The following is a 14,679-nucleotide window of genomic DNA, read 5'->3' on the forward strand; positions in this document are numbered from 1 at the left end:
GCAAAATCACTTGAACGCCGCGTCCGCGGCAGCGGCATAGGACGGGTCGGTGATCGACTTGAGGTCCGGCACCTTGGAGAGCACGCCGTTCTTGGTCAGGAACTCGGCGCTACCGGAGAGCTCGGACCAGTCGCTGTCGATGAAGCGCACCCCGCCGAACTTATCGACCTCGAACATCATGGTACGCACGATCTCCTTGTCCATCGGCGCGCCCATGCGCGTGATGGCATCGAGATAGATGTCCAGCGCCCCGTCCGGGTTCTGCCGGATCCACTGATGGGCGCGCGAATAGGCGTTGACGAAATGCTGGACCGTCTGTGGATCGTCCTGGATGTAGTCGCGCTTAGCGACCAGGAGGAGCGGATAGGTGATGCCGGCCATCTTCTGGATCTCGGCGGCGCTGATCACCTCCTTGCCGTAGCCTGCCTGGACGATGCGCTGCATCATCGGGTCCCAGCCGAGCACCGCGTCGAACGTCCCGGAAGACGCCATGGCGGTCGGCATATCCGTTACCCGGACATTGGAGATTCTGAAGTCGCTCTCCTTCATCCCTTCTTTGCTGATGAGACGCAGGAAGACGTTGTGCACGCCGGTGCCGACCTGGATGCCAATGCGCTTGCCCTTGAGGTCGGTCAGCGATTTGACGCCGCCGAGGCTCGGGGAAGCGACGATCTTGCCGGTGAAGCCGCGCGAGGCGGCACCTAGGGCGACCAGCGGAATCCCCTTGTCAACGGCCGCAAGGAACGTTGCGTCGGCGACCTCGGCGAACTGCATCGAGCCGGCGACGAGGGCCTCGACCGCGAGATTCCCCCGCTCGACCGGCTTAACCACGACGTCGAGGCCCTCGTCCTTGAAGAACCCCTTCTCCGAGGCGACGAGCGCCGTGACCTGATTGACGCCGCTCGCCATGCCGACGGTGATCGTATCCGCGGCCTGCGCGGCGCCGATGGCGGTCAGGACCGAGAAAAGCCCGGCGAATGCTGTCCTGAGCATAATCCTCCCTTCCTCTTCATTGGCACCGCGTCCCCCTTTCATGTTGGCGTCGGGGGATCGGATGCGTGCGCTCGACGGCGCGATTGGCAGAAGCTTAGCGCCGCTTCGGAAAGCCCGTCAACAAATATCGATATTTTATCGAACGGTTGATTTTTTTAGGATGCAGCGATATCGATTGTTCTTATCGAGTTTATGTCCTCCTGTTCACGCTTCGGAAAATCCCATGCGCTATGTCAGCTACGAGAATAATGGCGGACCCCGCCTCGGCGTCGTGATCGGGTCGGAGGTGGTCGATGTCGCCGCGAACGTGCCGGGCGCGCCGGCGACGATGCTGGAGCTGATCCGGGCGGGCGCCGACGTCAGCAGCAAGGTGGAGGCGGCCTGCGCCCAGGCCGCGGAGCGCGTCCCGCTGGCGCGGTGCCGGTTGCTGTCGCCGCTCTCCAATCCCGGCAAGTTCGTGTGCCTCGGGCTGAACTATGCCGAGCACGCCAAGGAGGGCGGGCACGACCTGCCGGACTATCCGTCCATGTTCCTGCGGGCGACCACCTCGCTGATCGGGCCGGGCGATCCGATGATCGTGCCGTCCTGCTCCAGCCATCTCGACTACGAGGCCGAGCTGACCATCGTGATCGGCGAGCGCTGCCGCCACGTCCCGGAAAGCGAGGCGAAGTCGGTCATCTTCGGCTACACGGTGTTCAACGACGGCAGCGTCCGCGACTATCAGCGGCGGACCAACCAGTGGACCGCCGGCAAGAATTTCGACGGTACCGGCGCGCTCGGCCCGTGGATCGTGACCGCCGACGAGGTGCCGGACAATGCCAAGGGCCTCGGCATCCGCACCCGGCTCAACGGCCAGGTGATGCAGGACTCAAACACCGACTACATGATCTTCAGCGTCTACCGCACCATCGCCATCCTCTCCGAGATCATGACGCTGGAACCCGGCGACCTGATCGCCACCGGCACGCCGAACGGCGTCGGCCATGCCCGCAAGCCGCCGGTGTGGATGCGGCCAGGCGACGTCGTCGAGGTGGAGGTTGATGGCATCGGCACGCTCAGCAACCCGATCGCGGCGGAAGTCGAGGCCCGGGAGCGGGCGATCGCATGATCACCACCGACCTCCATCCCGCGGACGAGGAAGGCGGCCAGGAATTCCGCTCGCGCACGAGCGAGACCTATGCGCGCATCCATGGCGACGTCGTCAGCGGCAAGCTGAAGCCCGGCGTCAAGCTGAAGATCGAGCAGCTGCGGGAAGAATATGACGTCGGCGCCACGCCGGTGCGCGAGGCGCTGAGCTTCCTCGCCGCAGATGGATTGGTGGTGCGCGAGGACCAGAAGGGATTCCGCGTCGCCGAGGTCAGCGCCGACGAGTTCGAGGACCTGCTCGCGGTCCGCTGTATGATCGAAGAGCGCGCCCTGCGGCTCGCCATCAGTCGCGGCGGGCGCAAATGGGAGGAGGGCGTCGTCCTTGCCCGCTTCCGCCTGTCGGGCGTCGGCCGCATCGAAGGCAACGAGGTTGAGTGGGAGCGGCACCACAGGGCCTTCCACATGAGCCTGCTGGCCGCCTGCGGCTCCAGCCTGCTGCTGCGCCTCTCCAAGCAGTTCTACGATGAGAACAATCGCTACCGGCACCTCTCGCGGCTCAACCACGCAACCACACGCGACGTGCGCAATGAGCACGAGGAGATCGCCGAGGCGGTGCTGGCACGCGACGCCGACCGTGCGGTGGGCCTGCTTGTCGAGCACTACACCAAGACTGGCAATCTGCTGCGGATCGCTTTGAAAGATCTGGCGACGGACGGCCATGGCTGAACCGCCGCTCCTCTCTGCCCGAGGATGCCTGACCATGAAACGGCTCACATTTACCTTCGACAATGGCCCCTGGCCCGGCGCGACCGAACTGCTTCTCGACTTCCTTGCCGAGCGCTCGATCAAGGCGACCTTCTTCGTCGTCGGCCAGCGCCTGCAAGAGCCTGGCGGCATCGAACTCGCTCGCCGCGCTCATGCGGAAGGCCACTGGATTGGCAACCATACGCTGACCCATACCAAGCCGCTCGGCGAGGATGGTGGGCTCGCGCGCGTGGAGCGCGAGATCGGCGAGACCCAACGCCTCATCGGCGAGCTGTCGCATCCAAGCCGCTTCTTCCGCCCCAACGGCGGTGGAGCGGTCGGCCGGCATCTGCTGAGCACCGACGCGCTCAGCTATCTCGAGAGCAACCGCTACAGCGTGGTGACTTGGACCAGTGCCCCCGGCGACTGGATCGCCCCGCACCGTCCCTGGCTCGCCAAGGGGATCGGGGAACTGGACGATACCGACTGGACGCTCCTCGTCCTGCATGATCGCTTCATCGCGCCGATGCTGGACACGCTCGACGCATTCCTCCACGAACTCGCCAGGCGCGGGATCGAGATCGTGCAGGAACTGCCGCCAGCCTGTATCGTCATACGCGACGGCGTCCTGACGGGCGACAAGACGACATTCTCCCTCGCGGACGAGCCGGGTCGGCAGGCGGCGACCCCATGACGGCGGCGCACTGCGCGATGCGGGTGATGGCACTTTCCGGCAGTGCCCGGAAGGGGTCTTACAATACGGCGCTGTTGCGCGCCTGCCGGGAATTGGCGCCGGTGGGAATGGCAATCGACATCTATGACTACTCAGACATTCCACCCTATAATGAGGATGTGCGACTGCACGGCTATCCCGAGCCGGCGGTGCAGTTTCGCGAGACCATTCGTGCCGCCGACGCGCTGCTGATCGCTTCTCCGGAGTACAACCGCTCGGTGCCGGGTATGCTAAAGAACGCCATTGACTGGGCGTCGCGCCGTCCCGAACAGCCCTTCCTTCACAAGCCGATCGCCATTATGGGGGCGAGCAACGGCGCGCTCGGCGCGGCACTGGCTAATTATCACCTGCGGCAGATCTTCGTGTACATGGACGCGCGCCTGCTGAACGGAGCCGAGGTGATGATTGGTCAGGCAGGGAGCAAGTTCGACGAAGAAGGCCGCCTCATCGACGGGCCGACACGCGCGTTTGTGGCCGACCATCTCTGCCGGCTGGCGGATTTGGTCGAAGAAGCTGGAGCCAGGCTCAATCGGCAAGATGCTCCGTCCAAGCATGCCTAGAAACCTGGAATGCCGTTATAGTCTAGGCTTCCTCGCGTAGATCATTCCGGTATGATCTGACCTATCACAAGTTTTAACTTGAACCTAGATGCCCACTTTACAAGTTGATTGCCTTACCTCGAAGAACTATTCCCGAAATCCGCTCGGTTCAAGGGCAGGTCTTTGTCGTGCATGATACAGGCCGGCTACTTCCGAGGCTGAGGTGATCAAGTAGCAATACGCCAGAACTGCGCGCTGGCCGCAATCGAGGCCATCCGAAGTAAAGTCGACATGCTCGACAGCGGAGAATGGTCGGCTAGGCTAACTGAGCTGCCACCGCTCATTCGTTCTGCAAACATCGAAAGCCGCAGCGTGCATAACGGCCATTCCGTAAGCCCAGTGAGCCATCCGGACTGACGAGATGCCGAAAGCTCCCACACCGTAAACCCTGCGCTCGCGCCACTGCCGGCACATTGCCGGTGGACCTTTACGCCTACGCGAGAGAGAAGGCACGGACTTCTAATAATCCGCACCCCATCGAATCCGCGCGTGCTGGAATCCACGTAACCGATGACGGACCCGAGGTGCTGCCGATAACGGAAGCCGAACTGCGTGTCATCGAAGCCCACTTCGCAGAGGTGCTCGACGAGCTGTTCGGCCCTGACGGTGCTTCCTCCACCCAGCGTCCAATCGCCGGCAACGCGTCTCGTCGCCCACCAGCCAGTACCAGTCGAAGTCGGCCGGGATGATCGCAGAACCGCGCGGTCCACCAATCTCCAGCCGATCACCGGGACGGGCGGCAAGCGCCCACGTCGAAGCGGCGTGGCGTGTAGTCGCGCATCTGGTCCGCGCCGCCATCTTCGGCCGGGAAGAACAGCTTGATGTGGTCGTCGAACGACAGACTGGTGAAGCCGGCGAGATCATCCGACGTAAAGCCGATCCGCACCATGTGCGGGGTCAGCCTCACGACGGTATCGACCCTCAGCATGCGGCGTCGCGTGTCGTGACGGACGCGCTCGATCCGGCGCTCGGCCATGACTCAGGCCTCGATCTTCGTGGCGCGAATGTCGGCGAGCAGCGTCGGCCCTGCGGGGTTCCAGCCCAGCCGCTCGCACGTCAGCGTGTCGGACGCCGACATGTCCTTGGACGCGAATGCCGCGAGCCAACCGAAATGCGCGCCGGCTTCGTCCGCGCTCACCGACTTTACAGGCAGGCCAAAGGTCTCCCCGATCGTCTCGGCGATCTCGCGGAAGCTGATCGCCCCCTCAGCCGTGCCGTGATAGCGCGCGCCGGCCTCGTTCCGCTCCAGCGCCAGCCGGTACAGGTGGGCAGTGTCGGAGACGTGCGCGGCCGACCAATTGTTGGCGCCCTCGCCGACATAGGCTGAGACACCCTTCTTACGGGCAAGCTCGATCACGTCGCTGACCAGACCCTGTTTGCGCGTGTCGTGGATTTGCGAGTTGCGCAGTGCGATGACATGGATGCCGCGCTCGGCGAGTGCCTGACCCGCCAGCTCGGACGCGACACCCGGATTGGGGCTCTGTGCGGCGAAAACGTCCTCCGACGCTTGCTCACCCGGCTTGGCCGATCCCATGGCGGTGCTGGACGTGATGATGAGCGGCTCGGTGGTGCCTTCTAGCCCGGTGCCCAGCGCCTCGATCGCGCGGGCGTCCTTCTGGCAGTTCGCGACGAAGTTCGCGAAGTTATGGTCGAAAGCCGTATGGATCACGCCGTCGGAAGATGCCGCGCCCCGCATCAGGCTCTCGAAATCGTCGATGTCGCCGCGATGCGGCTCAGCCCCAGCCTTAGCCAGTGCCTCAGCGCCGGCATCTGAACGGGTCAAGCTCAGCACCTGGTGGCCGGCCGCGAGCAGCTCGGGAATGATGTGGGAGCCGATGAATCCGGTCGCACCGGTCAGGAACACGCGCATCTAAACACTCTCCATTGCAGATGCACGTCATGTTGATGCGTAAATTATCCCGTAAAAGTAGTGATCTGTTCCTATTATAATGACTAACAGGCTGACGATGGCGACTACCCCAGACAATCCTCTTGGCCTGTACCTCAGTGATCGCCGCACACGGCTCGATCCCGGCGCATTCGGATTCCCGGTTAAGCGGCGCCGCACCCCTGGTCTTCGCCGTGAGGAGGTCGCTCAGCGCGCCAACATCAGCCCAACCTGGTACACCTGGCTTGAACAGGGGCAGGGCGGAGCGCCGTCGCCCGACGTACTGAATCGCATCGCCGGCGGCCTGATGTTGACCGAGGCCAAGCGCGAGCATTTGTTCATGCTCGCGCTCGGCCGTCCGCCGGAGGTCCGCTACAGGGCGACGGACAGAGGCACGCCCGTCTGCAACGCCTGCTCGACCGGATGCTCGCCAGCCCAGCCATCGTCAAAACGGCGACCTGGGAAGTGGTGGCGTGGAACGGGGCGGCGGCGCTCGTGCTGACGGATTACGGGGGCGTTGCCGCTGAAGGAGCGCAACATCCTGCGGCTCGTCTTTCGCAATGACCACGAAGCGGGCCGGTGCCGTCTCCGAAGTCGGCCAGCTTGTCGCCGAGATGTGCGCGATAAGTCCCGAGTTCGCGGCGCTTTGGGCCGACAACGACGTGTGCTTCCACGGCGAAGGCACCAAGCGGCTGCGCCACCCCGTGCTGGGCGCGATCGAGCTGGAATATTCCGGCTTCGCGGTCGATGGCCGCCCCGACCTCGGCATGATCGTCTACGATCCGGTCGATCCCGACGTAGCCGAACACATCCGATCGCTGCTCGCGGGGTAGTCAGTAAGCATTTACCGATTGGGAAGCCCCGGCGGGCCAACGCCGTTACGAGATACGCCGCGCGTCCCGGCCAGGTCACGCTTTCCCAAAACCTGTTCCCGATTTGAGTTTCTTAAATTGCCGATTGGACATGGGGAAACAGGAATGCGGCGAACGGTGTGAACGGCCGGTTTCGGCGTGTCGCGCGGATCGATTGAACGACTGACAGGGCGATTCCCGCCCTTACGTGCAGACCTGCGTGTTATTCCAATTCCGGTTGGTCGTCCGTGCGGCAATCGGCGGTGTTTGGCGGGCCGCGAGCGACCAAGAACAGAACTATGTGTTCGCTATAGCCCTATGATGCATGCTGCCCCATACCTGCCCCTCGCCGCCTCTCGGCGACGTCCGTTTTGCGCCCCGTTCTCGGCCATTGATCTGGTAACGGCCACGGCCCAAAAGGGACATTAGCGAGGTGGGGCACGTCGGCACCATTGCGCCAGAAGCCGAACTATGCCGCGCGGCCGAAAGAGAACTTTCCCACCCATCCCTGCTGCTTAGAGAGCAAGGTGGGTCAGAACGATTGGATTGATAAGTCAGTCTACTAGGTCCTATCGGTCCTAGCTGGCTAATCTCATAATGGCAGCCGGTTTAGAGTCTTCCGTAACGATAGGATCGTACGGGGTTCACGACTTTGAATTTACAAAAGTATTTGAACGCGCCGCTCATCGCCACAGCTGCCATTCTATGGGCGGCGGGCGCGATGGCACAGGACGCCCAGAAGCAGCCCCCGCTCGTCATCCAGGAGCAAGGCAGCTTCACCGTCGGCGGAACCGTCCTCACCGCGCCGGGTTCGTTCGATCCCAAGAAGCCACTCACGCCGGACGGGCAGACCTTCCACGGCGACCACCTCTATGCGTTCTATCAGATCCCGCCGACGCCCCATCGCTATCCCATCGTAATGTGGCACGGGGCCGGCCAGTTCTCGAAGACGTGGGAAACCACGCCGGATGGGCGTGAAGGTTTTCAGAACATCTTCCTGCGGCGCGGCTTCTCCACCTATGTCGTTGACCAACCCCGTCGCGGTAACGCCGGGCGCAGCACCGTTGAAGCGACGCTGAAGCCGACGCCGGACGAGCAGTTCTGGTTCGGGCAGTTCCGGGTTGGCGTGTGGCCCAAATATTTCGACGGGGTGCAGTTCGATCGCGGCGCGGAGACGTTGAACCAGTATTTCCGGCAGATGACGCCCAACACCGGGCCGTTCGACATCAATGTCGTTTCGGATGGCGTCTCGGCGCTGTTCGACAAGATCGGGCCCGGCATCCTGTTTACCCACTCTCAGGCGGGCGGTCCCGGCTGGCTGGCCGCCATCAAGAACCCTGACGTAAAGGGGATCGTGGCCTTCGAGCCCGGCAGCAGCTTCGTGTTTCCCGAAGCCGAGGTGCCCAGCCCGATCGTGACGAGCTTCGACACCATAGCGGGCGCTCCCGTGCCAATGACTGACTTCATGGCACTGACCCGGATTCCAATCATCATCTTCTACGGCGACAGCATCCCGGCAAAACCTTCCGATATTCCCACGCAGGACGCGTGGCGCGGCCGGCTCGAAATGGCCCGGCTCTGGCGGGACACCGTCAACAAGCATGGCGGCGACGTGACCCTGGTGCATCTGCCGGAGATCGGCATCCACGGCAACACCCATTTCCCGTTCTCGGACCTGAACAACATCGAGATCGCCGATCAGGTCTCGAAGTTCCTGGACGACAACAAGCTCGACTGACGGCGCTGGGTGTAATGCAGACCAGCACTCTCAAGCCTTCGATCTGAAAGAAGATTACGATGAAACACGCTGCGATGAAGGCCACGATTGTGGCCGCGATGACCGGGTTCTCGGCGGGAATGGCCGAGGCCGCCGATTACAAGCAAAACCCCTTCACCCTCGTCTATGACGGTGCGATCACCTCAAACGAGCCGGGCAAGGTCAACATCCACCCCGTCACCTACAAGCTGAACGGCCTGGATATCGCGGCCAATGTTTATACGCCGGCCGGCTACGATCCGAGCCAGCGCTATCCCACCATCGTGGTGGCTCACCCGAATGGCGGCGTGAAGGAGCAGGTTGCGGGCCTCTATGCCCAGCGCCTGGCAGACCAGGGCTACATCACGATCACCGCTGATGCCGCCTATCAGGGCGCGAGTGGCGGCCAGCCGCGCAGCGTCGACAAGCCGGCAAATCGCATCGATGACATTCTCGGCATGGCGGATTTCATATCCCGCTATCCCGGTGCTGATGCTGCGCATATGGGCCTGCTCGGCATTTGCGGCGGCGGCGGATATTCGCTGGCGGCAGCGACCACGGACAAGCGCTTCAGGTCGGTGGCCACGATCAGCATGTTCAACTCCGGACGTGTTCGTCGCAACGGCTACGTCGACTCCCAGATCGAGAGCATCCAGGAACGCCTGCAACAGGCTTCAGCCGCCCGCGCTCAGCAAGCGGCGGGTGGAGAGGTGAAATATTCGGGTGACGCAAACCTGACAGACGAGCAGATCGCCAAGCTGCCTTTCGCCCTCTATCGGCAGGGCTACGAATATTATTGGAAGACGCACGCCCATCCGGGCTCAACCTTCAAATATACCACGAGCAGCTTGATCGACCTGATGCGATGGGATGCAACCGATCAGATCGAACTGATCGACAAGCCGTTGCTCATGATCGCCGGCAGCAACGCAGACAGCCTTTACATGACTGAAGATGCGTTCGCGAAGGCGACCGGGACCACGGACAAGGCGCTGTTCAAGATCGACGGCGCAACGCACATCGAAACCTATTGGGTTCCCAAATATGTGGATGCCGCGATGGGTCAGCTCACGCCGTTCTTCAAGCGAACCCTCGCAACGACCTCCGCAGCATCGGAATGATCCCCATGAACCTCATCGCACGACTCGCCGCACTGCCTTTGCTGCTGGGCACGCTCACGGCCCCTTCTCATGCGCAGGAGCAGGCACCCGCCGCTCCGAACCCGGCGGCAACGGCACAGCCCTCCCGGGCGCAGCAGCTCATGGGCGACATCGCGCCGAAGATGGCCGAACTGACCGACGAGGTTCTGTTCGGCGACATCTGGGAGCGTCCGGGCCTGTCCAAGCGGGACCGCAGCCTCATCACGGTCAGTGCGCTGATTGCGATGAACCGCCCCGATCAATTGCGCTCCCATTTGGCGCTGGCGAAGAAGAACGGGGTGACTGAGCCCGAACTCATCGAAGTCATCACGCAACTGGCCTTTTACTCCGGCTGGCCCAATGCGGTCACGGCGGTCGGCGTCGCACGCGAGGTGTTCAAGCAGCCATGACGACAATTCTCAGAACACTGGGGCGCGGGCTGGTTGTTTCGCGCCTGCTGCCCGTGCTCGGCGCGCTCCTCGCGTCGGCTCCTGGCGCCTTGGCTGCAGACGTTGCGGTTACCCAAGCCGGCTCCCAACCTGCAACCACGGGGGCGCCCGCGAATTTCACCGGAACGGTGCATGTCAGCGGTCGCTTTCAGGGCACCCCGCCGGCCCGGGTCGGAGGTGGAACTGTCAGCTTCGCGCCCGGCGCGCGAACCGCCTGGCATACGCACCCGCTCGGTCAGACCCTGATCGTCACCATGGGGGTAGGCCTCGTCCAGCAATGGGACGGACCGGCACAGGAAATACGGCCGGGCGACACGGTCTGGATTCCGCCGAACGTCAAGCATTGGCATGGTGCGTCGCCAACAAACGGGATGACGCATATCGCCATTTCCGAAACGCTCGACGGCAAGACGGTCGAGTGGATGGAGCATGTCTCGGACGAGCAATATCAACGATAGGACGGGCATCCAATGAATGCCTCCAGGCGCCCTATCGCCATCGCGATACTGTCTGTCGCCGCTTTGCTTGCCATCGGCTGGCAGGTCCATGCCGAAGCGACACGGGTGACGTTCCCGGAAATCAGCAAGCTCACCCACTACACGACGGTTCGTCGTGGCAACGTCACCGAGCACATCATGACGACCCCTGCCGCGATCGAAGCGGTTAAGGATGGCCAGCCTATCCCGGCCGGCACGCACTTCGTGTTGGTCGATTATCGCGAGGGGAAAGTCTACCGCTACTTCGTGATGGAAAAGGGCGAGGGCTGGGGCGCGGATTATGACGAACGTCGCCGCACCGCTGACTGGCAGTTCCAGTGGTTCTGGCCGGATCAGACCATCAACACCAACGAGAACACGGCGCGCTGCCAGTCCTGCCACCAGAGCCAGGCATCGAACGACTATCTGTTCACCGGCAATCGCATTCCCTCATTCGACGGCACGCCGGTCGAATAGCGCGAGGGTAGCGTGACATGAGCAATCTGATGCTTTCCCGTCTCTGGCTCGACAGCGTCGCTGCTGGATTGCTACTGCTCTGTCTTGCTTATTGGTGGTTGGGCAACGGCGTTCACGAGGCGGCGGGCACCGTGATGTTCGCGCTGCTCATCGCGCACAATGTCTTCAATCGGCGTTGGTATGCCTCGGTCCCGCGAACAAGGCGCGAACCGCGAAGCCTGTTCAATGTCGGGGTCACGTTGGCGCTTCTGTCCGCAATGCTCGTGCTGCTCGCCACCAGCGTGCTGATCTCCGAAACGCTATCGGAGGTCCTTCCGCCCTGGGGTGGTTTCACGGCGCGACAGGTTCACACACTCGCCGCCTATTGGGCTCTGATCATCGTCGCGATCCATCTCGGCTTGCGTTGGCCGATGCTCATGGGGGTAGCGCGGAATGCTCTCGGCATCCGCATGCCAAACGCCGCGCGAGCGCTTGCGTTACGGACGATCACCGCCGCGATCGCGCTCTATGGCATCCGGAGCTGGTTGGAGCTCGGGCTGGGTGCCAAGCTCTCAATGCAGATGACGCTGGACTGGTGGGATTTCGAGGAAGCTGTAGTCGGCTTCTTCGTGCATTGCGGAGCGATCGCGGGCCTCGTGATATCGGCGACCTATTACGGCGTGAGGCTGGTTCAGTCGTTGGAGGCCAGATGGACCCGTGCCGGTCCCGCGAAAGAACGCCCTGCCGAGCTTTGACGTCTCGTCAGCTGCGATACCGCAAAGTGTCGATCAACAGAGAGAGGGCCGGGGAGGAATGGCGCCGGCTTGGGTAATAAAGGTGATAACCGGGAAAGGGCGCACACCAGTCCTCCAGCACCCGCATAAGCCTGCCGTCGCTGATGTAGGGCAGCGCATGGTCCTCGGGCATGTAGGCAAGCCCCAACCCGTCCAGCGCCGATGCCAGCCGCATGGTCAGGTTGTTGAAGACCAACTGGCCGTCGGAGCGAACCTTGACCTCGCGTCCATCCTTCTCCAGCCCCCACGCGAACAGTCCGCCATGGGTCGGGAAGCGCGTGGCGATGCAATTATGCGACGTTAAATCCTGCGGGGTTTTGGGAACCCCGTATCGCTCGAAATAAGCGGGGGAGCTGACGACAGCCATGCGCATCTCGGGGCCGATCCGCACCGCGATCATGTCCTTGGCGACCTGCTCGCCGAGGCGCACACCGGCGTCATAGCCTTCGGCGACAATGTCGACGAGGCCATAGTCGATGATGATCTCCACCTTGATGTCGGGATGATCCGGCAGGAAGCGGCGTAAGGCTGGCTGCAGGATGGAGATGGCCGGATGCTCTCCGGCCGTGATGCGGACCGTGCCGGCGGGCTTGCCCCGCAAATCTCCCAAAGCCGCAATCTCCGCCTCGATTTCCTCGAAGCGCGGACCAACGGTGGCCAAGAGCCTGATACCGGCTTCCGTCGGCGCAACGCTGCGTGTGGTCCGGGTCAACAGCCGCAGATCAAGCCGTTCTTCGAGAGCCTTGATCGTCTGGCTGAGCGCCGACTGCGAAACCCCGAGCTTGGCGCCGGCCTTGGTGAAACTGCGTTCTCTCGCCACCATGGCGAAAGCGGCAAGGTCGTTGAAGTTCGGCGCGGACATTGATTAGCAAGCCTTATGAGACCATTCGTATTATGGCTTCTAATCATGGACGGCCGCAATCGCTAGATACAGCTTCATGAATATCTCCACGCCCATAGGGGCCGCAGATAATGGAGGCGCATTGTGTCGATCGCGTTCGATCTCTCCCGCAGGATAGTGTTGACGGCGTCGGTCGTGTTGCCCTACGCAGCCGGCGTCGCAGCGTCGGTTGCGGCCACCTCAGCGATCGCCCCGGGTCCACGCTCCGATATCCTGGTGGCTTATTTCTCGCGCACGGGAAACACCCGCGTCATTGCGCGGCAGGTACAGCGGGCGCTCGGCACCGATCTTTTCGAGATTGAGCCGTCAAAGCCATATCCCGAGGACTATGAGGAGACGGTCGAGCAGGCGCAGCGCGAGCGAGATGCCGGCATCGAGCCATCGCTAAAAGCTGCTGTCCCCGATTTCGCCACCTATCGAACGGTGTTCCTGGGCTTTCCGATCTGGGGAACGACGGCGCCGCCGGTGATCCGGTCATTCCTATCGTCGCACGACTGGGCCGGCAAGACGCTGCGGCCATTCATCACCCACGGTGGCTATGGCCTCGGCAGCAGCATTTCGGTTCTGGCAAGCCATGCGCCGCGCTCGGAACTTATTGAACCGCTTGCGATGGAAGCTGACCAGGAACGCCGGACGCTTGCAGAAGTGACCGCCTGGATCGGCGGCATCGAGCGTCCATGACAGGGAGAAACCCGATGAAGATGCGCACACTTGGCAAGGCGGGCCTTGAAGTTTCCGCGTTGGGATATGGCTGCATGGGCCTCTCCGCAGCTTACGGCGAACCGACGCCCCATGCGGATGCTATCCAGCTGCTGCGCGCCGCGTTTGAGCGCGGGGTGACGCTGTTTGATACGGCCGAAGCCTATGGACCTTTCGCCAATGAAGCGCTCCTTGGCGAGGCCGTCGAGCCCTTTCGGGACCAGGTCGTGATCGCTACCAAATTCGGCTTCGACATAGACCTCAAGACGGGCGCGCGCACCGGCGGATTGAACAGCCGGCCAGACCATATCCATGCCGTTGTCGAGGCGATGTTAAAGCGCCTGCGCACCGACCGCATTGATCTGCTCTATCAGCACCGGGTCGATCCGGCGGTGCCGATGGAAGATGTGGCCGGTGCCGTAAAAGAGCTGATCGACGCGGGCAAGGTGAGGCATTTCGGTCTTTCGGAACCGAGCCTCGACTCGCTCCGCCGCGCCCATGCGGTGCAGCCGGTCACTGCGCTTCAGAACGAGTATTCGCTCTGGACGCGAGACGTCGAAACCAGCGGCGCACTGGCTCTGTGTGAGGAGCTCGGCATTGGCTTTGTGCCCTTCAGTCCGCTCGGCGCCGGTTTTCTGACCGGCAAGATTGATGCATCGACAGAACTCGCGCCCACGGATTTCCGGTCCATGTCGCCGCGTTTCGCGGCTGACGCACGCGTGGCGAACATGGCACTGGTCGACCTGCTCAAGCGGATCGCGGTGGACAAACACGCTACCCCGGCCCAGATCGCCATCGCATGGCTCATGGCCCAGCGGCCCTGGATAGTACCGATCCCAGGCACGACCAAACTTCACCGGCTTGAGGAGAATCTGGGCGCAGCCGACGTCGTGCTCTCGTCGGACGAGCTCACCACCATTAACGCTGCGGCCTCGGCCATTGCCATTCAGGGTGCCCGTCTGCCGGAAGCAGTTCTAGCCCAGACGGGGCGCTAATAGCGCGCGTTGCTCATCGCATTTAGCAAAACCGGACATCCCGAGCGCCTGCCTTGTGTCAAGAGCACACGTCCGCTTAGCGCCGCCATCTCGGCCATTGATCTGGCAACGGGCGCGGCC

At 62.8% G+C, this 14,679-nt stretch carries 15 protein-coding genes and 2 pseudogenes; 13 read left to right on the forward strand and 4 right to left on the reverse strand.

What is annotated here, in order from left to right:
• Positions 1-6: 6 nt before the first annotated feature.
• Entirely contained in the window at positions 7-993 is a 987-nt protein-coding gene (locus G3A50_RS13955) for an ABC transporter substrate-binding protein (protein WP_163075833.1), read from the reverse strand.
• A 223-nt stretch (positions 994-1,216) separates the two neighbouring features.
• On the opposite strand from G3A50_RS13955, the gene G3A50_RS13960 reads away from it, so the two are divergent.
• Genes G3A50_RS13960 through G3A50_RS13975 form a run of 4 tightly spaced genes read left to right on the forward strand, consistent with a single transcriptional unit; the run spans position 1,217 to position 4,116 of the window.
• Positions 1,217-2,101, forward strand: coding sequence for a fumarylacetoacetate hydrolase family protein (locus G3A50_RS13960; protein ID WP_163075834.1), 885 nt, complete (start codon positions 1,217-1,219; stop codon positions 2,099-2,101).
• A complete protein-coding gene (locus G3A50_RS13965; RefSeq protein WP_163075835.1) occupies positions 2,098-2,805 on the forward strand; it encodes a GntR family transcriptional regulator in 708 nt (235 codons plus the stop codon). The genes G3A50_RS13960 and G3A50_RS13965 overlap by 4 nt, the downstream gene beginning before the upstream one ends.
• Positions 2,806-2,839: 34 nt before the next feature.
• The gene (locus G3A50_RS13970; protein WP_163075836.1) at positions 2,840-3,517 is read left to right on the forward strand and encodes a polysaccharide deacetylase family protein; all 678 of its coding nucleotides are present in this window, start codon (positions 2,840-2,842) and stop codon (positions 3,515-3,517) included.
• Positions 3,514-4,116 (forward strand): NADPH-dependent FMN reductase, encoded by a 603-nt coding sequence (locus tag G3A50_RS13975; protein ID WP_163075837.1) that lies wholly within the window; start codon positions 3,514-3,516, stop codon positions 4,114-4,116. Before G3A50_RS13970 ends, G3A50_RS13975 begins: the two co-directional genes overlap by 4 nt.
• Before the next feature lie 640 nt (positions 4,117-4,756).
• On the opposite strand, the pseudogene G3A50_RS22660 reads toward G3A50_RS13975, so the two are convergent.
• Together G3A50_RS22660 and G3A50_RS13985 are read right to left on the reverse strand one after the other, a co-directional pair.
• Positions 4,757-5,131 (reverse strand): annotated as a pseudogene (locus G3A50_RS22660) (siderophore-interacting protein); the annotation flags it as partial.
• Positions 5,132-5,134: 3 nt separating this feature from the next.
• On the reverse strand, positions 5,135-6,025 hold the full coding sequence (locus G3A50_RS13985) for an SDR family oxidoreductase (protein ID WP_163075838.1): 891 nt from the start codon (positions 6,023-6,025) through the stop codon (positions 5,135-5,137).
• Positions 6,026-6,122: 97 nt separating this feature from the next.
• Here G3A50_RS13985 and G3A50_RS22845 point away from each other — a divergent pair.
• The 7 genes and pseudogenes from G3A50_RS22845 to G3A50_RS14020 all read left to right on the forward strand — a co-directional run bounded on the left by G3A50_RS22845 (position 6,123) and on the right by G3A50_RS14020 (position 11,925).
• Positions 6,123-6,876: pseudogene (locus G3A50_RS22845) on the forward strand (helix-turn-helix transcriptional regulator).
• A 739-nt stretch (positions 6,877-7,615) separates the two neighbouring features.
• On the forward strand, positions 7,616-8,632 hold the full coding sequence (locus G3A50_RS13995) for an alpha/beta hydrolase (protein WP_163075839.1): 1,017 nt from the start codon (positions 7,616-7,618) through the stop codon (positions 8,630-8,632).
• A 59-nt stretch (positions 8,633-8,691) separates the two neighbouring features.
• Complete coding sequence (locus G3A50_RS14000) at positions 8,692-9,771, forward strand: alpha/beta hydrolase (RefSeq protein ID WP_163075840.1); 1,080 nt, start codon at positions 8,692-8,694, stop codon at positions 9,769-9,771.
• A 5-nt stretch (positions 9,772-9,776) separates the two neighbouring features.
• Positions 9,777-10,199 (forward strand): carboxymuconolactone decarboxylase family protein, encoded by a 423-nt coding sequence (locus G3A50_RS14005; protein WP_210255142.1) that lies wholly within the window; start codon positions 9,777-9,779, stop codon positions 10,197-10,199.
• The gene (locus tag G3A50_RS14010; protein ID WP_163075842.1) at positions 10,196-10,696 is read left to right on the forward strand and encodes a (R)-mandelonitrile lyase; all 501 of its coding nucleotides are present in this window, start codon (positions 10,196-10,198) and stop codon (positions 10,694-10,696) included. The genes G3A50_RS14005 and G3A50_RS14010 overlap by 4 nt, the downstream gene beginning before the upstream one ends.
• 12 nt (positions 10,697-10,708) lie before the next feature.
• Positions 10,709-11,191 (forward strand): cytochrome P460 family protein, encoded by a 483-nt coding sequence (locus G3A50_RS14015; RefSeq protein WP_163075843.1) that lies wholly within the window; start codon positions 10,709-10,711, stop codon positions 11,189-11,191.
• A 17-nt stretch (positions 11,192-11,208) separates the two neighbouring features.
• Positions 11,209-11,925: a DUF4405 domain-containing protein gene (locus tag G3A50_RS14020; RefSeq protein ID WP_163075844.1), complete on the forward strand. Its 717-nt coding sequence runs from the start codon at positions 11,209-11,211 to the stop codon at positions 11,923-11,925.
• A gap of 7 nt (positions 11,926-11,932) precedes the next feature.
• Here G3A50_RS14020 and G3A50_RS14025 read toward each other — a convergent pair whose 3' ends face one another.
• A complete protein-coding gene (locus G3A50_RS14025; protein ID WP_163075845.1) occupies positions 11,933-12,826 on the reverse strand; it encodes a LysR family transcriptional regulator in 894 nt (297 codons plus the stop codon).
• Positions 12,827-12,949: 123 nt separating this feature from the next.
• Between G3A50_RS14025 and G3A50_RS14030 the strand changes: the two genes are divergently transcribed.
• Both G3A50_RS14030 and G3A50_RS14035 read left to right on the forward strand, forming a co-directional pair.
• Positions 12,950-13,546: a flavodoxin gene (locus G3A50_RS14030; RefSeq protein WP_163075846.1), complete on the forward strand. Its 597-nt coding sequence runs from the start codon at positions 12,950-12,952 to the stop codon at positions 13,544-13,546.
• Between the two features lie 14 nt (positions 13,547-13,560).
• The gene (locus G3A50_RS14035; RefSeq protein WP_163075847.1) at positions 13,561-14,559 is read left to right on the forward strand and encodes an aldo/keto reductase; all 999 of its coding nucleotides are present in this window, start codon (positions 13,561-13,563) and stop codon (positions 14,557-14,559) included.
• Positions 14,560-14,679 lie beyond the last annotated feature (120 nt).

It is taken from the genome of Ancylobacter pratisalsi, assembly GCF_010669125.1.
In the GTDB taxonomy this organism is placed as follows: domain Bacteria; phylum Pseudomonadota; class Alphaproteobacteria; order Rhizobiales; family Xanthobacteraceae; genus Ancylobacter; species Ancylobacter pratisalsi.